Consider the following 18,837-nt stretch of genomic DNA (forward strand, 5'->3'; position numbering starts at 1 on the left):
AAAAGCTCTTACACTTTCGTGTAAGAGCTTAACTTGCTTTGGCGTCCCCAAGGGGATTTGAACCCCTGTCGCCTGCGTGAAAGGCAGGTGTCCTGGGCCAGGCTAGACGATGGGGACGCGTCGAAATATGTATTTCTAAAAAAACTAGATATATTCTTAGAAAAAATTTGGCTGGGCTACAAGGACTCGAACCTTGATTAACGGAGCCAGAACCCGTCGTCCTGCCAATTGAACGATAGCCCAGCAAGTGAGATGTGTATCTATGGAAAACACAGCCCTCTGTCAACGGAAATTTTCAAAAAAAAGACAAAAAGTAAAGCTTATTGCTTGAAACAGCATTATTATCGACAAAAAAATCCCCTGCTTTGCAAAGCAGGGGATCACTAATAGTCAAACTTTATTTATTTCTGGTTGCGCTCTACACGCTTCCAGCTGTCACGCAATGTTGCTGTACGGTTAAACACAGGCTTTTCAGTAGTCGTATCAAGATCTGCACAATAGTAGCCAAGACGTTCAAACTGTACGCGCTCACCAGCTTTGCATTCAGCCAAACGCGGCTCAAGGTATGCGGTGATAATTTTTTCAGAATCAGGATTAATGTAGTCGATAAAAGTCTTTCCTTCCTCGACCTTATTTGGATTCTCTTTCTCAAAAAGCGGTTCGTACAAACGCACTTCGGCAGGAACTGCATGCTTTACAGAAACCCAGTGCAAGGTGCCTTTTACTTTACGTCCGTCTTCAGACCAGCCACCCTTTGTTTCAGGATCGTAGGTACAATGGATTTCAGTAATTTCACCGTTCTCATCTTTCACAACATCAGTACACGTAATGTAGTATGCGTAGCGCAGACGAACTTCTTTACCTACAGTAAGGCGGAAGAATTTTCGAGGTGCTTCTTCTCGGAAATCTGCACGTTCGATATATAACTCACGAGAGAAAGGAACGGTACGCTTGCCGTACTCTTCAAGCTCTGGATGCAGCGGCATTTCAAACTCATCAACCTGATCTTCCGGGTAGTTTGTGATAACCACTTTTACCGGATCAACAACACCCATCAAGCGTGGTGCTACAGCATTAAGTTTTTCACGCATGCAGAATTCGAGCATCGCAGCATCAACCATAGAATCTGCTTTTGCTACGCCGATACGGGAACAAAATTCGCGAATAGCTTCCGGTGGACAACCACGACGACGCAGACCGGAAATGGTCGGCATGCGAGGATCATCCCAACCACGCACATGTCCTTCTTCTACAAGCTGGATAAGCTTGCGCTTGGAAAGAACAGTGTGCGTAAGATTAAGGCGTGCGAACTCAATCTGCTGCGGGCGGTACACACCAAGAGTCTCAAGCAACCAGTCATACAGCTCACGGTTGTTTTCAAACTCAAGAGTACAAATTGAATGCGTAATATGTTCCTGAGAATCAGAAAGGCAATGTGCAAAGTCGTACATCGGGTAAATGCACCACGCATCACCTGTTCGATGGTGCGTTGCTCTGCGGATACGGTACAATGCAGGGTCGCGCATAATCATGTTCGGTGATGCCATGTCAATTTTGGCACGCAGTACGCATTCACCGTCTGCAAATTCGCCGTTACGCATCCGATTGAACAAATCAAGGTTTTCTTCAACGCTACGGGTGCGGTAAGGGCTTTCTGTACCTGGCTCAGTAAGGGTTCCACGCATTTCACGGATAGCTTCCGGTGTGGAATGATCCACATACGCTTTGCCCATTTCGATCAGCTTTACAGCGTGACCAAAGAGCACTTCAAAATAGTCAGAAGTATAAAATGGCTTTTCGCCCCAATCAAAACCGAGCCATGTAACATCTTCCTGAATGGAACGAACGTATTCGTCTTCCTCTTTCAACGGGTTTGTGTCGTCAAAACGAAGGTTGCAAATGCCGCCTTCGTGCTCTTGCGCAATGCCAAAGTTCAAGCAAATGGATTTTGCATGCCCAAGATGCAGATAGCCGTTCGGCTCCGGTGGAAAACGGGTATGTACACGTCCATCGTACTTACCGCTTTCGCAATCTTCAGCAATAATAGTGCGGATAAAATCCAGACTGGTTCCTTCGTTGTTCTCTTCAGTCGCTACAGGAGCCTTACTCATGAATACGTCCTCTAAATCTATTTCTTCGCATTGGTGCGATTATGAACAATTTATAAGCGGATGACATACGGGAAACAATCGCGACGGTCAATTAACATGCTTCACCGTATATATTTTTAAAATCATTTTCGCCTCATAACCGTGTAACATTATATAGAAGCATGGCAAATGCTCCAAGTACAAATCAAATCGTATCTCAAAGAACAAGGCTTGGCACATGAAATTTATTCCGCAGACCCAGCATCTGTTTTTTCTTTCTGCCTAGAGCTTCTCCGGCACCGTCTGCTTAATCCATACCATTGCACGAAAGAACCTTGCCATATTTTGCAACTGAAATGTAATTTTTATTTTATATTATCAACTTTTTTAAAATTACTGAGCACAACTTCACTTTTTATCAGTACGAAACTTCTTCTTTTATATCAGGAGATAATTGAACACTTACATAAACTAAATTTGATATATTAAGTTTATGGAATATATTTTTTACTTTTTTGATAAAAAGAGCAGTTTTCGTTTTGACAATTTTAGTATTTTCGTGAACAAAGAATATGAACGGGACGTTATTTATTCTCGATTGCGCTAGACGACGCTCAATTGAACAACCATATTGCTAAAATAAAAGGCAATACGTTTTTTTAACGCTGGAGGAACATATGAAATTTTCTGGTCTGGTTAAGTCCATCATAACCGGTCTCGCCGTTACAGCATTGTGTGTCCCTGCATTTGCCGCAGACACAATCAAACTCGGCGTAGCTGGTGCCCACAGTGGCGACCTTGCTTCCTATGGTTTGCCTACTGTTAATGCAGCAAAAGTTGTTGTTGAAAAAATCAATGCCGCCGGTGGCGTAAATGGTAAACAAGTTGAACTGCTCATTCAGGATGACCAGTGCAAACCTGAACAAGCTACAAACGTAGCAACCAAACTTGTTTCTGACGGCGCAGACATTGTTCTCGGTCATATCTGCTCAGGTGCCACGAAAGCAGCATTGCCTATCTACACAGAAGGCAAACTTATCGCCATGTCACCAAGTGCTACCAACCCTATGCTTACCCAGTCCGGTGACTACCCTACATTCTTCCGCACCATCGCATCTGACGATATGCAGGCTCGTCTCGGTGTTGATTTTGCCATCGAAAAGCTTGGTGCGAAAAAAATTGCCGTACTTCACGATAAGGGTGACTACGGCAAAGGCTATGCAGAATTTGCACGCAAATTTATTGAAGAAGGCGGCAAAGCCGAAGTTGTTATGTTTGAAGGCGTAACACCTGGTGCTCCTGACTACTCAGCAGTAGTACAAAAAATCCGTCGCAACAAAGCAGATACCGTTATTTACGGCGGCTACCATCCGGAAGCTTCCAAGCTCGTCACACAGATGCGCAAAAAACGTATTAAAGCAAACTTCGTTTCTGATGACGGCGTAAAAGACGATACATTTATCAAAGTGGCTGGCAAAAATGCAGAAGGCGTATACGCTTCCGGCCCTATCGATGTATCTAATCTGCCAATGTACAAAGAAGCCATCGCGGCACACGTAAAAATGTTCGGAACCGAGCCGGGCGCATTCTACCCGGCAGCATACGCAGCAACAGTAGCAATGCTCACAGCAATTGAACGTGCAGATTCCACTGACTACGATGCAGTTACAGCTAAGCTTCGCAGCGAATTTGTTGATACTCCTGTAGGTAAAATCAAGTTCAACGAAAAAGGCGATGCAGAAGGCGTTGGTTTCTCCATGTATCAAGTTCAGAACGGTAAATACGTAGAACTCAAATAAACCGCATTGACCGCAACTACTACGGGGAGCAGTCTCGTATTGCTCCCCGTTTTACTCAGATAATAGCCTTTGTACCTGCAAATATTTTGCAGACAGGCATCTCTGACAGGGACATACACATGGATTGGGAATTTTTCATCGAATTGGGTCTTGGCGGATTAACGCGCGGGAGTATCTACGCTCTCATCGCTATCGGCTATACGATGGTATACGGTATTATTGAGCTTATTAACTTCGCACATGGCGAAATTTATATGCTCGGTGCATTTACCGGTCTTATCGTTGCCGGAGTTATGGGTGTGTACGGATTTCCTGCTGTTGCAATCCTGCTTATGGCAATAGTTATTGCCGTACTGTACTGTGCTGCCTACGGGTACACTATGGAAAAAGTGGCATACAAGCCGCTTAGAGGCGCTGCTCGCCTCTCTCCACTTATTTCTGCTATCGGTATGTCACTCTTTCTCCAGAACTACATTATTCTGGCGCAAACGTCCGACTTTTTACCGTTTCCAACGCTGATTCCAGACTTTGAATTTATGGAGCCGATTGCACACATTTTCGGCTCTACAGATTTAGTCATTGTTGTAGCCAGTGCAATTTCCATGGCTGCACTTACCGTGTTCATTAAATTTACCAAAATGGGCAAAGCCATGCGTGCTACCGCCCAGAACCGTAAAATGGCAATGCTCCTCGGCATTAACGCCGACAGGATTATTTCTACAACCTTCATCATTGGCTCTTCACTGGCTGCTCTCGGTGGTGTGCTTATTTCAACGCACTCAGGTCAGCTCAACTTTATGATCGGTTTTATTGCCGGTGTAAAAGCATTTACGGCTGCGGTTCTCGGCGGCATCGGCTCCATTCCCGGCGCCATGCTCGGCGGACTCTTCCTCGGACTGACAGAAAGCTATGCAGCAGGATACATTTCCAGTGACTACGAAGACGTGTTCGCCTTCTCCTTGCTGGTTATCTTCCTCATTTTCCGTCCATCCGGTATTCTGGGTAAAGCCCCTGTGGAAAAGGTATAACCGTATTCACTCGTAACGAAAGAAGGAGTTGCAGAACATAGTTTTCTGCGAAGAGATACAATGCAAGGACTGAAACAATCCATAATTACCAGTTTGTGGTTCATGTTCCTTACATTTCCTATCATGGTTGTTCGAGTAAATACCATTGAGAACACCGTTGAATGGAGATGGATGAACCTTGCCTACGTCGGCGTTGCTATATTCGTATTGTCATACGTATGGCGCTGGGCTTTGGCTCGTAAGGAAGCAAAACAATTTGAAACTGAACCTGCAACAAAACCGAAAAAACAACTTTGGATATCCCGTGCTCTTGAAGAACCGGCAGTTGCACGCCCTGCTCTTGCAGCGGTGTTTGCATTAAGCATCGCTATGCCGTTACTCGTAAGCACCTACCAGACGAACATTTTCATTTCATTTTTGTTGTATGTTATTCTCGGTCTCGGCTTGAATATTATCGTAGGCGTAGCGGGTCTTCTTTTCTTGGGACACGCAGCGTTCTATGCAATCGGAGCGTACAGTTACGCCCTGCTCAACCATTATTTCGGAATTGGCTTCTGGATAGCCCTGCCTCTCGGCGGCTTATTCGCCTGTCTTGGCGGCATTATGCTCGCCTTCCCTGTGCTTCGTTTGCGTGGTGACTACCTTGCAATTGTTACACTCGGTTTCGGCGAGATCATCCGGCTTGTTCTGGAAAACTGGAGTGACTTAACAGGCGGCCCTTCCGGTATTTCCAATATCGACAGACCGGGTCTGTTCGGCATGGAGCTTTCCGTAGCGGACGCTAATATCTACATTTACTACATCGTTCTTGCTCTCGCCATCATTACGATGATTGCAGTGCAGCGACTGAAAAACTCACGTATCGGTCGTGCATTACAGGCACTACGTGAAGATGAAATCGCCTGTCAGGCAATGGGCATTGATCGAGTAAACGTAAAACTTATGGCATTCGGGCTGGGTACGGCATGGGCTGGTTTTGCAGGTGTAATTTTTGCTGCAAAAACAACCTTTATCAACCCTGCCAGCTTCACCTTTATGGAATCGGCAATCATCTTATCCATCGTAGTACTTGGTGGCATGGGATCAAACCTTGGTGTAATCCTCGGCTCTGCTTTCCTCGTACTTATGCCGGAATATCTGCGTGCATTCTCCGAATACCGCATGATTCTGTTTGCGGCTGCTATGGTGCTCATGATGGTATTCCGTCCACAAGGACTTATTGCTCCAAAGGGACGTAAATACCATGTAGATGACCCCGATCTTGCAAAAGAAGGAGGAGCGTAATGTCTACAGTACTCAACGTAAGTTCGCTCTCCAAAAGTTTTGGTGGTCTGCGCGCCCTTAACGATGTTGACCTTACGGTGGACAGCGGGGAAATCGTAGCACTTATTGGTCCAAACGGAGCCGGTAAAACAACATTCTTTAACTGCATTACAGGCATTTATGAACCGACTGACGGCGATGTGTTCTTTACACCTCTTGGAGATACTGAACGCCGCGTCAACGGCATTAAGCCCAACAAAGTTACTGAACTTGGTATGGCACGAACCTTCCAGAATATTCGCCTTTTCAAAAATATGACTGTTCTGGAAAACGTTATGGTTGCCCGCCACTGCCGAACCAAAGCCGGAATTCTTGATGCGTTGCTGCGCCCGCCGCATGTAAAACGTGAAGAAAAAGAAAATATTGAGAAAAGTTACGAGCTGCTCAAATACATAGGTCTTCATCAGCACTACAACGATCTTGCCTGCAACTTGCCGTACGGCGATCAACGCAGGTTGGAAATTGCCCGTGCTATGGCAACAGAACCTTCTCTGCTGTTGCTTGATGAACCTGCAGCGGGCATGAACCCGCAAGAGACAGCATCACTCAAGCAACTGGTGCTTGATATCCGCGACAAGTTCAATCTTGCCATTCTGCTTATTGAACATGACATGAGCATGGTTATGAGTCTGTCCGAACGCATCTACGTTATGGAGTACGGATGTCTCATTTCTCAGGGTACTCCTGAAGAGATCAGCAAAGATCCGCAGGTTATCAAAGCGTACCTCGGGGAGGAAAGCCATGCTTAAATTAAACGGAATCAACACATTCTATGGAAACATCCATGCCTTGCATGATGTGAGCCTGCATATTGATGAAGGCGAAATTGTAACGCTTATCGGTGCTAACGGCGCTGGTAAGTCCACAACGCTTATGTCCATTTGCGGTGGCACTCCGCCCCGCTCTGGTGAAATAACATTCGAAGGCAAACCGATCCATAAAACTAAAATGGATCAAATTGTCCGCCTCGGCATATCTCAAGTACCGGAAGGTCGCCTCATTTTCCCTGACTTGACTGTTATGGAAAATTTAGAGCTTGGTGCCTTTCTGCGTAATGACAAAGAAGCCATTAAGCGTGACATGGAATACGCCTTCAGCCTGTTCCCTATTCTGGAAGAACGCCAGAAGCAGACAGGCGGCACACTCTCCGGTGGTGAACAACAAATGCTCGCTATCTCCCGTGCCCTGATGGCAAGACCGCGATTATTGCTCCTTGATGAGCCTTCCCTCGGACTTGCACCAATCATTATCCAGCAGATCTTCGAGATCATCCAAAAAGTAAACGCAACTGGTACTACCGTATTTCTTGTAGAACAGAATGCGAATCAGGCGCTCAAGATAGCGCACCGCGGATACGTGATGGAAACAGGACACATTACCATGGAAGATGACGCAGCAACGCTGCTCGCCAACGAGGACGTAAAAAAAGCATACCTTGGCTTATAGCCAAACCCATTCGAGAGAGGGCGTCAGCTGTTGCTGCGCCCTTTTTCGGTTTCTAACACCTAAATTTTGATTAGCCATATCACTCCTGCATCATCTATGGTATCGAAAGGTAAACACGATACAGGAAGGATATTATGCAATTAGACATGCATTTTTACGGCACATATGCTCTTGCCCGTGCTGCTGGCATCCCGCAAGAGGATGCATACACAATCGCATACGCTGCACAATATGTAGATGACTCAACAAAACAGGATAGCAAGCAACACGAAGATGGCGGTTTGCTCTACGGCATTGCTACCTCGCATGACGGTGGGCAGTGCGTCCTGAATTATCATAAAGACGTACATGGCTCCCGCGAAGAGCAACGCCGTGTATGGGTTCCTTTCCACTTTCTCCCCGGCGCAGAAGGAAAAGATTTCGAAGAACAACTTCTTTGCAAAAAGAACAGCAAGCCTGCGCAGGAAATGATGCAAAACCATCTTCGCCTAGCCGCAGAGAAACCATATGGGCTTGAACTGCTTGGAATTGCAGCCCACGTCTATATGGACACCTTTTCCCACTTTGGTTTTTCCGGCGTCAGTTCTTCGTTAAATAAAATTATCGACGGCAGTATTAAGCCGCTTGAATTAAAAGACCCTAAAATGGCAGACTATGTTCTTTCCAAACTAGGGCGCTTCATCAAGCGTTACAAACTGGGCAGTGTTATCAGCTTTTTTGCAGAAGAAAGCACAGGCAGCCTCGGGCATGGCGCAGTAGCCACATTCCCTGACCGCCCATATTTGAAATGGTGTTTTGAATATGAATACCCGCACGAAAGCACAACTTCCTCTCTTCCGATTGAGGCAGAACAAATAGAAGTGCGCGACAACAAAGTTCATTTCTTTGAAGGATGCGAACTCTTGTACCATTACTTTAGAGGCTTTGCCGGAGCACGATACCCAGAGCCGGATGTCATTCCATTTGAAGACATTGCCGATGACATCAAAGAAATCATCGCAACAGAAGATGATTGCCACGGAAGAATTGATAAATGGCGTGCCCTTTCGTGGAAAAATACGCCGGTAATTAGCCAAAAAATCCGGTATAATAAAAGCGACTGGGAGAATCAGAAATTTGACTTTGATGATTCTGAAGAATCAAAACATAATATTTCCAGTAACGTCTATCGATTCCATCAAGCGGCGGCTTACCATAGATACTATGTACTGAAAGACCTGCTGCCTGCACACGGCCTTGCCGCCTACTAGCCTGCAAGGCTGGTGTTCACTGCGAAGTCTATCTGCAAAAGCGCAGTTTTTTGTTCACCGCACCTGATGGAAACACGATCAAGCCAATAATCACGTAGGCTACTACTAAGACAATCCATACATTACGTTAGGATATAACACTCCTACCCGCTGCACAGCTTGTGTGGCGGGTACTTTTTTGCAAAATGAACACTGCTTGTAATTGACTTTGATTATCAACTTCAATATTCTCCAACAAAACGTAACGGAGAAATGAATGAGACCATCCGAGATAACCTCTGCATTAGAAACACTTATTACCGTAAAACAGCCTGTTTTCATTTGGGGAGCGCCGGGAGTCGGCAAAAGCCAGATAGTATCCCAACTCGCTGCACGGCATGAACTCGACCTTATCGACGTTCGGGCAGTCCTTCTTGACCCAGTTGATCTTCGAGGCATTCCACGCATTGATGACCATGGCAAAACAACGTGGTGTGCCCCGTCTTTCCTGCCGACAACAGGTAAAGGCATTCTCTTTCTTGATGAACTTAATACTGCCCCACCGCTAGTTCAGGCAGCATGTTATCAACTTATTCTCGATAGAAAACTCGGCGAATATGAAATGCCGGAAGGCTGGAGCATAGTTGCAGCGGGTAACCGTGAATCCGATAAAGCTGTCACGCACAGAATGCCTTCCGCCCTTGCAAACCGCATGGTGCATTTACACTTTGATGCAGACCTTGATGACTGGCTGTCATGGGCAGACAACAATGAAATTGTCCCTTCGCTCAAAGCTTTTCTCCGTTTTCGCCCTAAGCTGCTACACTCATTTGATCCTAAAAAAAATGACAAGGCATTTCCTTCTCCTCGCTCATGGGAATTCGTTTCCACAATTCTTGCCGCCAACCCAGTAGCCGCTACACGAAAAGCACTCATCGCAGGGGCAGTCGGCGAAGGTGCTGCTGCGGAGTATCTTGCATTTCTTACAGCATGCGACCAGCTGCCAAGTGTTGAACAAGTGCTGGCTGCACCGGAAGCCATTGAGCTTCCCGATGATCCTGCTGTTGTCTATGCCCTTTGTGAATCAGTAGCCCGTAAAGCCTCGGATGATGTAATTCCCCAGATTGCGCTCCTTGCAGCACGACTTCCTGTAGAATTCAGTGTGCTGCTTATGCGCGATTCCGCAGCCACATCGCCATCCATTGTGGAGACTCCTTCCTTTGCTAACTGGGCATGCGCAAACAGTGACATTCTGGTCTAGGCAATGAATCAAGCTGCACATACAAAAATGCTCAAAGCTCGCATGGAGCTGGTGCTCGACCACCCGTTTTTTGCCAATCTCGCGCTCCGACTGGAGCTGCGTGAAGATACATCTTGCCGCACGGCATGGGCAGACGGGCAAACGCTTGGGTATAATCCTAACTACATTAGCGCTCTGCCATTAGAGAAAGTAAAAGGATTACAATGCCATGAAGTGCTGCATTTAGCATGCTGCCACCATACACGCCGAGGACTGCGGGATATAAAACTCTGGAACACGGCATGCGACTACGCAATCAATCCGGTTCTTCTTGATGCAGGTATTGAGTTACCTACCGGATACCTTGATGACCCGAAACATCATGGCAAAAGTGCTGAAGCTATTTATTCGGCACTGAAAAACCATAATGAAGAGCTAAAAGGCGGCGCAGATGGTGGCGCTGAGCAAGGTGCTATTGCGGGTGAAGATATCGAGGGAGGTGGCGACGGCTCCGCTAGTTCTGAGAGCGAAGAAGAGAAATCAGCACAAGGAACAGATGGTGAAGCTCCAGAGGAAACAGGAGACGGTGCCGGAAGCGGTGATGACGGCGAGGATAATCAGAAGACATCTGATGACAGCAACGACCCCGGCATGACCGGAGAAGTACGCGACGCCCCTTCCAGCAATGGCGGTACAGACAGCGAGTCTATGCAGCAACAAGAAGATGCATGGAAATCTGCCCTGACACAGGCTATCCACAAATCACTTGAATTTGGTGATCTGCCCGGAAATTTGGAAAGATTGTTTAACAACATCATGTCACCAACGCTTAACTGGCAGGAGTTGTTACGGCAGTTTATGGAAGATGCCGCTAAAAATGATTTTTCATGGGTTCGCCCGAACAGGCGTTATCTGCATGCAGGGTTATACCTTCCGGGAATGCACAGCGAAGAGTTAGCAGACGTCGCAGTAGCAGTCGATGTTTCGGGTAGTATTACCCAAAATGAGTTGGACATGTTCGCTGCTGAACTTTCTGATATTTTGGAAGAATTTGACCCAACTATCACAGCTTTTGCGTGTGACACACAGATTACGGAAGAAAAAAAGCTTTCCAAATGGGACTTGCCGCTTGAGCTTACGGCATCAGGTGGCGGTGGAACGGATTTCCGACCGCCTTTCAAAAAATTAGACGAAGAGGATATCACACCTGCATGCCTTATCTACCTGACAGACATGCAGTGTAATCTTTTCCCTGAAGACCCGGGGTATCCAGTACTTTGGGTTAGCACAACACGGCAATACAACTCTCCGCCTTTCGGCGAAGTGCTTGTTATGGAGTAATCATGAATATTGATTGGAGCATCAGCAAAAAACGTGGCAACTATCGCCCTGTTCTCACATACACTATCACCCTTACAGAGTTCGAAAAGAGCCTTGCTATGCCCTCTGTCCGCATTACCAGCACCATACCAGTACCGCCTGAATCCGGCTGGACGCACTGTTGGCCAGACCAGCACGAGCGGACAGACTGGACACCTTCAGAATACTACCAGCTTATGTCTCCTTCACATAAAGCAAAAGATACCCTTGTAACTCTCAAACTCCCTTGGCGAGAGTCTAATGCTTATCCTGAAGTAGAAGAGTCGCTGGCTGCTCTTCGTGACGCATTTGAAAAAGTGCTCATCGATTCAATGAACAGCACCGCTGTTACCATGAAGGGCAACTTAACGACTTCTGCTTCTGCAAAAGGGGTTATCGCTCCTACTTTTGCTGCTGAGCGTATACTTCAGTCTGTCGCTCGCAAAACCGCATAACAATTTTAGCGAGCACCAAACAGTATGATTCCATCACCTAAGCGTTATCATAACTACCGATTAATAAAAAAGGAGGGGGAAACACGACGGCTACGCGTAGAAATTCCACACAAAAAAGTTGCAAACAGTGCTGGGCTACACGTTAGAAATCTTTAATGCAGCAAGCATTGCGCCCATCATCCTTTGCTTTGTACAACGCAGCATCGGCAGCTTGGAAAAGAGTAAGCGTGCCAGCTTTATGTGTCGGGATAATTGACGCTACCCCAACACTCACAGTGATGAATGATGAAGTTGACGAGGCACTGTGCGGAATAGCAAGAGATTCAATCTCCTTGCGTACACGTTCTGCAACAACCAAAGCTCCTTCCAGTTCAGTGTCAGGCAAAATTATAGCAAATTCTTCACCACCTACGCGGGCAGCCCTGTCAACATCACGCTTTACTGCATTTGACAATGAATGCGCTACACTCACCAGACATTCGTCCCCCATGGTGTGCCCGTACGTGTCGTTAAAATCTTTGAAATGATCTATATCGATAAGAAGCAAGGAAAGAGGAGATTGTGACCGGTAAGCCCTGTTCCACTCATAGGTAAAGTTTGTATCAAACTCACGCCTGTTCATTAGACCTGTAAGACCATCGGTTATAGAAAGCTGCAATAATTGTTCATTTGTCTGCTCAAGCTGCTGTTGCAACTCTTCCAGCTCAGCAAGTTTTTGATCCAATTCCTGACTTTTCTGTTCCAGAGCAAGCTTATGGTGGTATAATTCGATAAATACCCCCACCTTACTCTTAAAAATATGGATATCCAGCGGCTTAAACAGATAATCAACAGCACCGGATTCATAGCCCTTGAATACATGTGCTTTGCCTTTAACTTCTGCCGTGACAAAAATAATAGGGAGATGCTTGGTCTTTTTGTTACCGCGCATAAGTTCTGCAACTTCATATCCGTCCATTCCCGGCATCTGAACATCCAGCAGAACCAGCGCAAAGTCATGATCGAGCATATGCGCTAATGCCTCTTCTCCAGAGTTAGCGCGCACAATCTGAATTTCGGGTTGTTCCAACAGGCTTTCCAACGTTAATAAATTTTCCGGCCTGTCATCGACTATGAGTACCTTGGCGATTCCCATGGTTATCCTCTATTACAAAGTGAGTTCATAAATATCCCTATTTCATCCAAAGGCAGAATAACATCCGGTGATGCCACTTCAATAGCAGCTTTCGGCATTGCATCATGCTCTGCGGTTGACGGAGCCTGCACTACAGTCAAACCACCAAGCTGTTTTATTCTATGCAGCCCTTTCGAGCCATCTGCATTTGCCCCTGTCAGTACAATTCCTACAAGACTATCACCGAATGCTTCTGATGCAGTCTCAAACAAAATATCAATCGACGGGCGCGAAAAATTAACCTTATCTTCCGTAGATAACGCTATGCTTTTCTCCGCTTCTACCAACATGTGATAGTTGGGCGGCGAAGTGTAAATAGTCCCTGCGACAAGTAACTCCTTGTCTTCTGCTTCCTTAACTATGCCCGAATAGCTTTTGCTCAGTATTGCAGGTAACCGACTTTCATATTGAGAACTGATATGCTGAACCACAAGAATCGGTAAAGAAAAATTGGCATTGAGCTGCGAGAGAATACGTTGCAGCGCAGCAAGCCCCCCCGCTGAAACGCCTATTACAATAGCTTGATATGCATTTGATTCTTTCTTCATTCAACATGTCCAATGGCTCATTACATGCGCTTTTTCCGATATATCTTTTCGCGCTCTGCAACGACCTCAAACTTATGGGCAACATCTGAAAATTTAATATTTTCCTTCGACCCAAGGCACAAAAAGCCCCCCGGACAAAGACTTTCATAAAAAAGATTCAGCACCCTGTTCTGTAATTCTCTGTTGAAATAAATGAGCACGTTACGGCAAAAAATTGCATTCATTTCCCCGAACACACCATCTGTGACAAGATTATGAGAGGAAAACAGCACTGGTTCTTTCAAAAATCTCTTCATAACTACACTTTCATAGTCTGCCGTGTAGTAATCGGAAAACGAACATGTTCCGCCTGCCTGTTGGTAATTAGCAGTATATTCTCGAACCAGATTCACAGGATAAATACCGTCTTTTGCCTTTGCCAAAATCAACTCGTTAAAGTCTGTAGCATACGTCTGCACGCGATCCATCATTCCTTCTTCGTGCATAACAATGCCCATGGAATACACTTCCTGCCCCGCAGAACATCCAGCATGCCAAACTTTAACAAATGGATATGTTTGAAGATACGGTACAACCAGTTCTCGAACCGCCTTGTAAAACCAAGGATCTCTAAACATTTCAGTAACGTTGATCGACAAATCCAACAGTAGTCGATTAAAAAAAGCTTCATCGTGGATCAAATGATGCTGAACAGCCGACAGATTAGGCAACCCTTCAGCCTGCCGCCTGTGCTCGAGCCTGCGTTTTGTATGAGCACTGGCGTACTTTCTAAAATCATATCCATATCTTCGATAGATAGCCTCTAAGAGCAGCTCTACCTCTAAACGTTCATTCTCAACTTGTTCAATATCACCCATCTTAATACAACCACACCCGCATCATGGAAAGTAACTTATCGGTGTTCACCGGCTTTGAAAGATAATCGTTTGCGCCAGATTCAATACACTTAGCCTTATCACCCTTCATTGCTTTTGCTGTAAGAGCAATGATCGGCAACTTCGCATAATCAGGATTCTTACGAATTTCCGTCATAGCTTCATATCCATCCATTTTCGGCATCATTATATCCATCAACACGCAATCAACTGTTTCATTTTCTTCCAGTTTTTCGAGACACTCAATGCCGTTTCTAGCAACTATCACATCCATGTCTATATCTTCCAATACACTGGAAAGAGCAAAAACATTGCGCATGTCATCATCAACGAGCAGCACTTTTTTACCTTTCAGCACAGACTCTTTATCGTGCACCATTTTCAACATCTGCTGTTTTTCATGCGGCAAATTGGATTCCACACGATGCAGGAACAATGCAGATTCATCCAGCAAGCGCTCCGGTGACTTTACGCCCTTGATAATTATGCTTTCTGCATACTTACCAAGTTCTTTTTCCTCTTTGTGCGTTAAGTCGCGTCCGGTATAAATAATTACAGGAACACGCATTGCGGTTTCACTCTGACGAATTTTTTCTAGCAATTCAAAGCCGGACATATCTGCAAGCCCTAAATCGAGAATCATGCAGTCATAATTGCCTTTTGTAAGCTCGGCATATGCTTCTTTTCCAGTAGCAACATCAGTAATGCTTACGTCACCGTTACCGATCAATTCTTTAATACTCTGGCATTGGATGGAATCGTCTTCCACTACAAGCAGGTTCCGCACAGGCTTGGATATAACATCTTCAAGCGCGCTAAACGCATCATCAATATGTTCCATTGTTACAGGCTTCGCCAGATAGCCAATAGCACCCATACGAAGTGCATCTAAGGAATTATCGTTCGCGGACATAAAGTGAACAGGAATGTGTCGCAGTGCAGGGTTATCTTTGAGCCGCTGCATTACTGTCCAGCCATCAATACCGGGAAGTCCTATGTCCAGAATGATTGCACTCGGCTTATAGTAATCAGCAAAGTGCAACCCGGTTTCACCGTCCTCTGCAACAAGGCAGAGGAAATCTCTTTCCCGTCCAAAATCACGCATTATTTTCGCACAATTCCGATCATCTTCAATAATCAGCAAGCTACGTGATTCAGGCGTCACAGAAAGCCGGTCATCTTCTACATACCCACTCTCCGGCTGCGGAATAATTGGAGTAGAAAGCTCTTCACCTTCCGGCTTGCTTGTATCGACAACAGGCTCTTCTTTTGTATCTTCTTGCACTACGTCTGCTAGTACTGCTTCTACTTGTACTGAAGGTAGAGAAGGTGCAGCCTCTACGGCAAATGTCTCACTACCTACAGCTTGCGGCATAACCTTTGGCTCTTCAATCAGTTCAGAAGAGCAATCTATACACTGATAAAATTCCGGTAAAACAACTGTGAACGTGCTGCCTTTTCCTTCCTCACTTTCCAAGTAAATTGCTCCCTGCAACAGGCGAACAAGTTCACGCGAAATGGAAAGCCCGAGTCCAGTACCACCATAATTACGACTGGTACTACCATCTGCCTGCTGGAAAGCTTGGAAAATAGCAGCCTGCTTATCTTTAGGGATACCAATACCGTCATCAGATACCGCAAACGCAATTGCGTTGCTGGCATCAATGCCCAAATCATCGGTCATTTCCTGCGTCGGTCTGGAAATGTGTAATGATACGCCACCCTGATGGGTAAATTTCAAGGCATTTGTCAGTAGATTGCGTAACACTTGCTGTAATCTCTGGTAATCTGTCTCCATGACATCTGGAATGGATTCATCAAGGTCAATTGAAAATCCAATTCCTTTTTCAGCAGCAAGGTCTTTGTAAAGGCGGGTAAGATCCTCGATTAACTTCGGCATTCCTACCTTTTCAATCAGCAGATCAATCTTACCGGCTTCAATTTTTGATAAGTCCAGAATCTCATTAATGAGCGTCAATAAATCTGAACCTGAGGAGTGAATGGCTTTGGCAGACTCAAGTTGTTTTTCACTCAAGTTACCGTCTTTATTTTGACCGAATAATTGCGACAAAATCAAAATTGAGTTCAGCGGCGTACGCAATTCATGCGACATGTTAGCTAAGAATTCAGATTTGTACTTACTTGCCACTTCCAAATCGCTAGCTTTTTGCTTTACTGCTTTTTGTGCTTTAACCAAATCAGCATTTTTCACTGCAATAGCAGCTTTTTGCTCTTCTAAAGCTCGAGTTCGCTCTTCAAGCTCTTCATTCGTTACACGCAATTCTTCTTGCTGTGATTGAAGCTCAGATTCAGAATCTTTTAAAACTTTTGCCTGCTCTTCAAGCTCTTCATTTGTTACGCGTAACTCTTCTTGCTGTGCTTGAAGTTTTGCTTCAGATTCCAGTAACGCGTTTGTTTGTGCTTCAAGCTCTTCATTTGCAACACGTAGTTCTTCTTGCTGTTCATGAGCTTTTTCTAGCAAGTCATGCACAAGCTGGCGAGACTGCGCGGCATTAATCAGCACAGCGATACTTTTGATATTTTGCTCAATAAATCGCATATGCAGTGGCGTAAATTCATCGACTGTACCTAATAATACAGCCCCGCTCACAACCCCTTCAAACGCCACAGGGACAGCCATATATACGTTAGGAAGAACTGTTCCCGCACCATAGTTTATGACCGGAGCCGTTTCCCTAATCTTTGTAAACGTGAGGATTTCATTTTCCAGAACAGCCTGTCCGACCATGCCTTCGCCGACAGCCAACCGGTTGTAATTCCCTTCTCGATTGCTAAAGGCATAACTCGCCTTCAGTTCGAGAACATCACCATCGAGCATGTATACAGCGCCAAGCTGTGCTCCCATGTGATTACACAAAAATGAGATAGCAATACGGGCAAGATCCAGTGGAGAATGTTCACCACGCATGGCATTGTCCAACTCTTCCCTTCCGGATTTCAGCCAGTCCAGATCCTGAAGGTTAAGTGCCATACTATTTAAAGCACGTGCGAGGTCGCCTAGTTCATCTCCGCGGTCAGTATTAATTGTCGAATCAAAATTACCTTCTGCAATACCTTGAGCAAACTGCATATCTGCAATGACAGGACGCGTAATAGTACGGGAAAAAATTGCAGCAAGAACCGCAATCATCAGCAACAACAATCCGGCAACAGACGCAAATATCTTATAGGTGCTCCTGATTGGTTCAGTAACTTCTTGCTTGTTGATTTTTGAAATCAGAAACCAACGCAACCCGGGAATTTTAAGCTCATTGTAGGCAACAAGCACTTCTTCCCCTGCGCTATCTACATAAAGGCTGTGCCCACCAGCAAAGCTCGCATTTACTGCGTGCTGCCAGTATTCAAGCGGCGTTTGCAATGAATACCCAACAACAAACTCACCATTCCCGATCGTTCGCATATTACTACGGAACTCGTACCTGCTGAGATCTTCATTGGTATTCATCAAATACGACTCACCTGTCCGTCCCATGCCTTCACGAGAGTCAACAACGCGAGTGATAAGCTGCGGACTCAACTGAAACGCTAGAATACCGGTGATTCTGCCGTAATCATCGCGAATAGGTTCCGCAATAAATGCAGCTTCTTCCCCTCCAGATGGGGCATACGAACTAAAATCTACGAGCGAAGTTTTACCGGTAGAAACAGCACGGCTCCATGCAAGACCTAACCCGCTATCCCGATATTGTCCGAACTTTAAGCTTGTTCCCAAATCATCTTCTTGTGCCAGAGAGAACAGGACATTCCCCTCCGCAACATCAATAAGGAACAAGTCATGAAACCCTGCCGAGCCAATATATTTTTTTAAATGCGGAAGAAATTCATTTATCGTTTCCTGATATTGCAATGACTGGGCATCAAAGAAAAACGTCTGCTTTTTGGTTGTAGCGTTCTTGTGTCTATTGAGCATGCGCATCATTTTCTGAATACGCTCAGAATCCGCCAAAATGCGTATCTTCGAAAACGTCGCAACAAAAAAGTCTTCGATTTCACCTTTGCGAAGTGATTGTACTGTAATTAACTGGTTATAAGACTTTTCCATTAACGCATCAGTTGCCAGCTTGCTCCCCACAATACTGGCAATAAGCAATGGAATAGCCCCCACAGAAACAAGCAGAAAAACCAGCTTGGATCGAATGCGGATATCAGAAAAGCGAATCATCATCCCCCCTTCAAGCAATACTCAAGCACTTCGTGAAAGTAACAATTCAATGAAAGTGCCTTTATTATGAAACAGCAAAAATGCTATA

At 45.4% G+C, this 18,837-nt stretch carries 14 protein-coding genes and 2 tRNA genes; 9 read left to right on the forward strand and 7 right to left on the reverse strand.

The features are described from left to right. Positions 1-39 precede the first annotated feature (39 nt). From N4A56_RS05585 to N4A56_RS05595, 3 genes are all read right to left on the reverse strand, one after another. Positions 40-117 (reverse strand) — tRNA-Glu (locus tag N4A56_RS05585). A 51-nt stretch (positions 118-168) separates the two neighbouring features. Continuing rightward, a tRNA-Gln gene (locus N4A56_RS05590) sits at positions 169-243 on the reverse strand. A 158-nt stretch (positions 244-401) separates the two neighbouring features. Beyond that, positions 402-2,111, reverse strand: coding sequence for a glutamine--tRNA ligase/YqeY domain fusion protein (locus N4A56_RS05595; RefSeq protein ID WP_295545631.1), 1,710 nt, complete (start codon positions 2,109-2,111; stop codon positions 402-404). A 656-nt stretch (positions 2,112-2,767) separates the two neighbouring features. On the opposite strand from N4A56_RS05595, the gene N4A56_RS05600 reads away from it, so the two are divergent. The 9 genes from N4A56_RS05600 to N4A56_RS05640 all read left to right on the forward strand — a co-directional run bounded on the left by N4A56_RS05600 (position 2,768) and on the right by N4A56_RS05640 (position 11,969). After that, positions 2,768-3,889, forward strand: a complete 1,122-nt coding sequence (locus N4A56_RS05600) for a branched-chain amino acid ABC transporter substrate-binding protein (RefSeq protein WP_295545633.1) — start codon at positions 2,768-2,770, stop codon at positions 3,887-3,889. A 119-nt stretch (positions 3,890-4,008) separates the two neighbouring features. Beyond that, complete coding sequence (locus N4A56_RS05605; protein ID WP_293669939.1) at positions 4,009-4,917, forward strand: branched-chain amino acid ABC transporter permease LivH; 909 nt, start codon at positions 4,009-4,011, stop codon at positions 4,915-4,917. A 60-nt stretch (positions 4,918-4,977) separates the two neighbouring features. Further along, a complete protein-coding gene (locus tag N4A56_RS05610; protein WP_295545635.1) occupies positions 4,978-6,201 on the forward strand; it encodes a branched-chain amino acid ABC transporter permease in 1,224 nt (407 codons plus the stop codon). Beyond that, on the forward strand, positions 6,201-6,989 hold the full coding sequence (locus N4A56_RS05615; protein ID WP_293669943.1) for an ABC transporter ATP-binding protein: 789 nt from the start codon (positions 6,201-6,203) through the stop codon (positions 6,987-6,989). Before N4A56_RS05610 ends, N4A56_RS05615 begins: the two co-directional genes overlap by 1 nt. Next, positions 6,982-7,686, forward strand: coding sequence for an ABC transporter ATP-binding protein (locus N4A56_RS05620; protein WP_293669945.1), 705 nt, complete (start codon positions 6,982-6,984; stop codon positions 7,684-7,686). The genes N4A56_RS05615 and N4A56_RS05620 overlap by 8 nt, the downstream gene beginning before the upstream one ends. A 134-nt stretch (positions 7,687-7,820) precedes the next feature. After that, positions 7,821-8,936 carry a DUF6765 family protein gene (locus tag N4A56_RS05625; RefSeq protein WP_295545638.1) on the forward strand — a complete coding sequence of 372 codons (1,116 nt, stop codon included), beginning with the start codon at positions 7,821-7,823 and terminating at the stop codon, positions 8,934-8,936. A gap of 256 nt (positions 8,937-9,192) precedes the next feature. Then, complete coding sequence (locus N4A56_RS05630; RefSeq protein WP_295545639.1) at positions 9,193-10,176, forward strand: MoxR family ATPase; 984 nt, start codon at positions 9,193-9,195, stop codon at positions 10,174-10,176. 3 nt (positions 10,177-10,179) lie between these two features. Then, positions 10,180-11,496 (forward strand): VWA-like domain-containing protein, encoded by a 1,317-nt coding sequence (locus N4A56_RS05635; RefSeq protein WP_295545641.1) that lies wholly within the window; start codon positions 10,180-10,182, stop codon positions 11,494-11,496. Between the two features lie 2 nt (positions 11,497-11,498). After that, positions 11,499-11,969 (forward strand): hypothetical protein, encoded by a 471-nt coding sequence (locus tag N4A56_RS05640; protein WP_293669953.1) that lies wholly within the window; start codon positions 11,499-11,501, stop codon positions 11,967-11,969. Between the two features lie 142 nt (positions 11,970-12,111). Here N4A56_RS05640 and N4A56_RS05645 read toward each other — a convergent pair whose 3' ends face one another. Genes N4A56_RS05645 through N4A56_RS05660 form a run of 4 tightly spaced genes read right to left on the reverse strand, consistent with a single transcriptional unit; the run spans position 12,112 to position 18,749 of the window. Beyond that, positions 12,112-13,104 carry a diguanylate cyclase gene (locus tag N4A56_RS05645; protein ID WP_295545643.1) on the reverse strand — a complete coding sequence of 331 codons (993 nt, stop codon included), beginning with the start codon at positions 13,102-13,104 and terminating at the stop codon, positions 12,112-12,114. A gap of 2 nt (positions 13,105-13,106) precedes the next feature. After that, positions 13,107-13,691 carry a chemotaxis protein CheB gene (locus N4A56_RS05650; protein ID WP_295545645.1) on the reverse strand — a complete coding sequence of 195 codons (585 nt, stop codon included), beginning with the start codon at positions 13,689-13,691 and terminating at the stop codon, positions 13,107-13,109. A gap of 20 nt (positions 13,692-13,711) precedes the next feature. Next, positions 13,712-14,548 carry a protein-glutamate O-methyltransferase CheR gene (locus N4A56_RS05655; protein ID WP_295545646.1) on the reverse strand — a complete coding sequence of 279 codons (837 nt, stop codon included), beginning with the start codon at positions 14,546-14,548 and terminating at the stop codon, positions 13,712-13,714. A 1-nt stretch (position 14,549) separates the two neighbouring features. Further along, positions 14,550-18,749 (reverse strand): response regulator, encoded by a 4,200-nt coding sequence (locus N4A56_RS05660; protein WP_295545648.1) that lies wholly within the window; start codon positions 18,747-18,749, stop codon positions 14,550-14,552. Between the last annotated feature and the right edge of the window lie 88 nt (positions 18,750-18,837).

This window comes from Halodesulfovibrio sp., assembly GCF_025210605.1.
GTDB lineage: Bacteria > Desulfobacterota > Desulfovibrionia > Desulfovibrionales > Desulfovibrionaceae > Halodesulfovibrio.

Bases quoted from the DNA above. Each gene is read 5' to 3' on its own strand.
- N4A56_RS05635 (WP_295545641.1), top strand. From the start codon at position 10,180: ATGAATCAAGCTGCACATACAAAAATGCTCAAAGCTCGCATGGAGCTG.
- N4A56_RS05595 (WP_295545631.1), bottom strand. From the start codon at position 2,111: ATGAGTAAGGCTCCTGTAGCGACTGAAGAGAACAACGAAGGAACCAGT.
- N4A56_RS05640 (WP_293669953.1), top strand. From the start codon at position 11,499: ATGAATATTGATTGGAGCATCAGCAAAAAACGTGGCAACTATCGCCCT.
- N4A56_RS05625 (WP_295545638.1), top strand. From the start codon at position 7,821: ATGCAATTAGACATGCATTTTTACGGCACATATGCTCTTGCCCGTGCT.
- N4A56_RS05645 (WP_295545643.1), bottom strand. From the start codon at position 13,104: ATGGGAATCGCCAAGGTACTCATAGTCGATGACAGGCCGGAAAATTTA.
- N4A56_RS05615 (WP_293669943.1), top strand. From the start codon at position 6,201: ATGTCTACAGTACTCAACGTAAGTTCGCTCTCCAAAAGTTTTGGTGGT.
- N4A56_RS05605 (WP_293669939.1), top strand. From the start codon at position 4,009: ATGGATTGGGAATTTTTCATCGAATTGGGTCTTGGCGGATTAACGCGC.
- N4A56_RS05620 (WP_293669945.1), top strand. From the start codon at position 6,982: ATGCTTAAATTAAACGGAATCAACACATTCTATGGAAACATCCATGCC.
- N4A56_RS05655 (WP_295545646.1), bottom strand. From the start codon at position 14,548: ATGGGTGATATTGAACAAGTTGAGAATGAACGTTTAGAGGTAGAGCTG.
- N4A56_RS05630 (WP_295545639.1), top strand. From the start codon at position 9,193: ATGAGACCATCCGAGATAACCTCTGCATTAGAAACACTTATTACCGTA.
- N4A56_RS05610 (WP_295545635.1), top strand. From the start codon at position 4,978: ATGCAAGGACTGAAACAATCCATAATTACCAGTTTGTGGTTCATGTTC.
- N4A56_RS05660 (WP_295545648.1), bottom strand. From the start codon at position 18,749: ATGATTCGCTTTTCTGATATCCGCATTCGATCCAAGCTGGTTTTTCTG.
- N4A56_RS05650 (WP_295545645.1), bottom strand. From the start codon at position 13,691: ATGAAGAAAGAATCAAATGCATATCAAGCTATTGTAATAGGCGTTTCA.
- N4A56_RS05600 (WP_295545633.1), top strand. From the start codon at position 2,768: ATGAAATTTTCTGGTCTGGTTAAGTCCATCATAACCGGTCTCGCCGTT.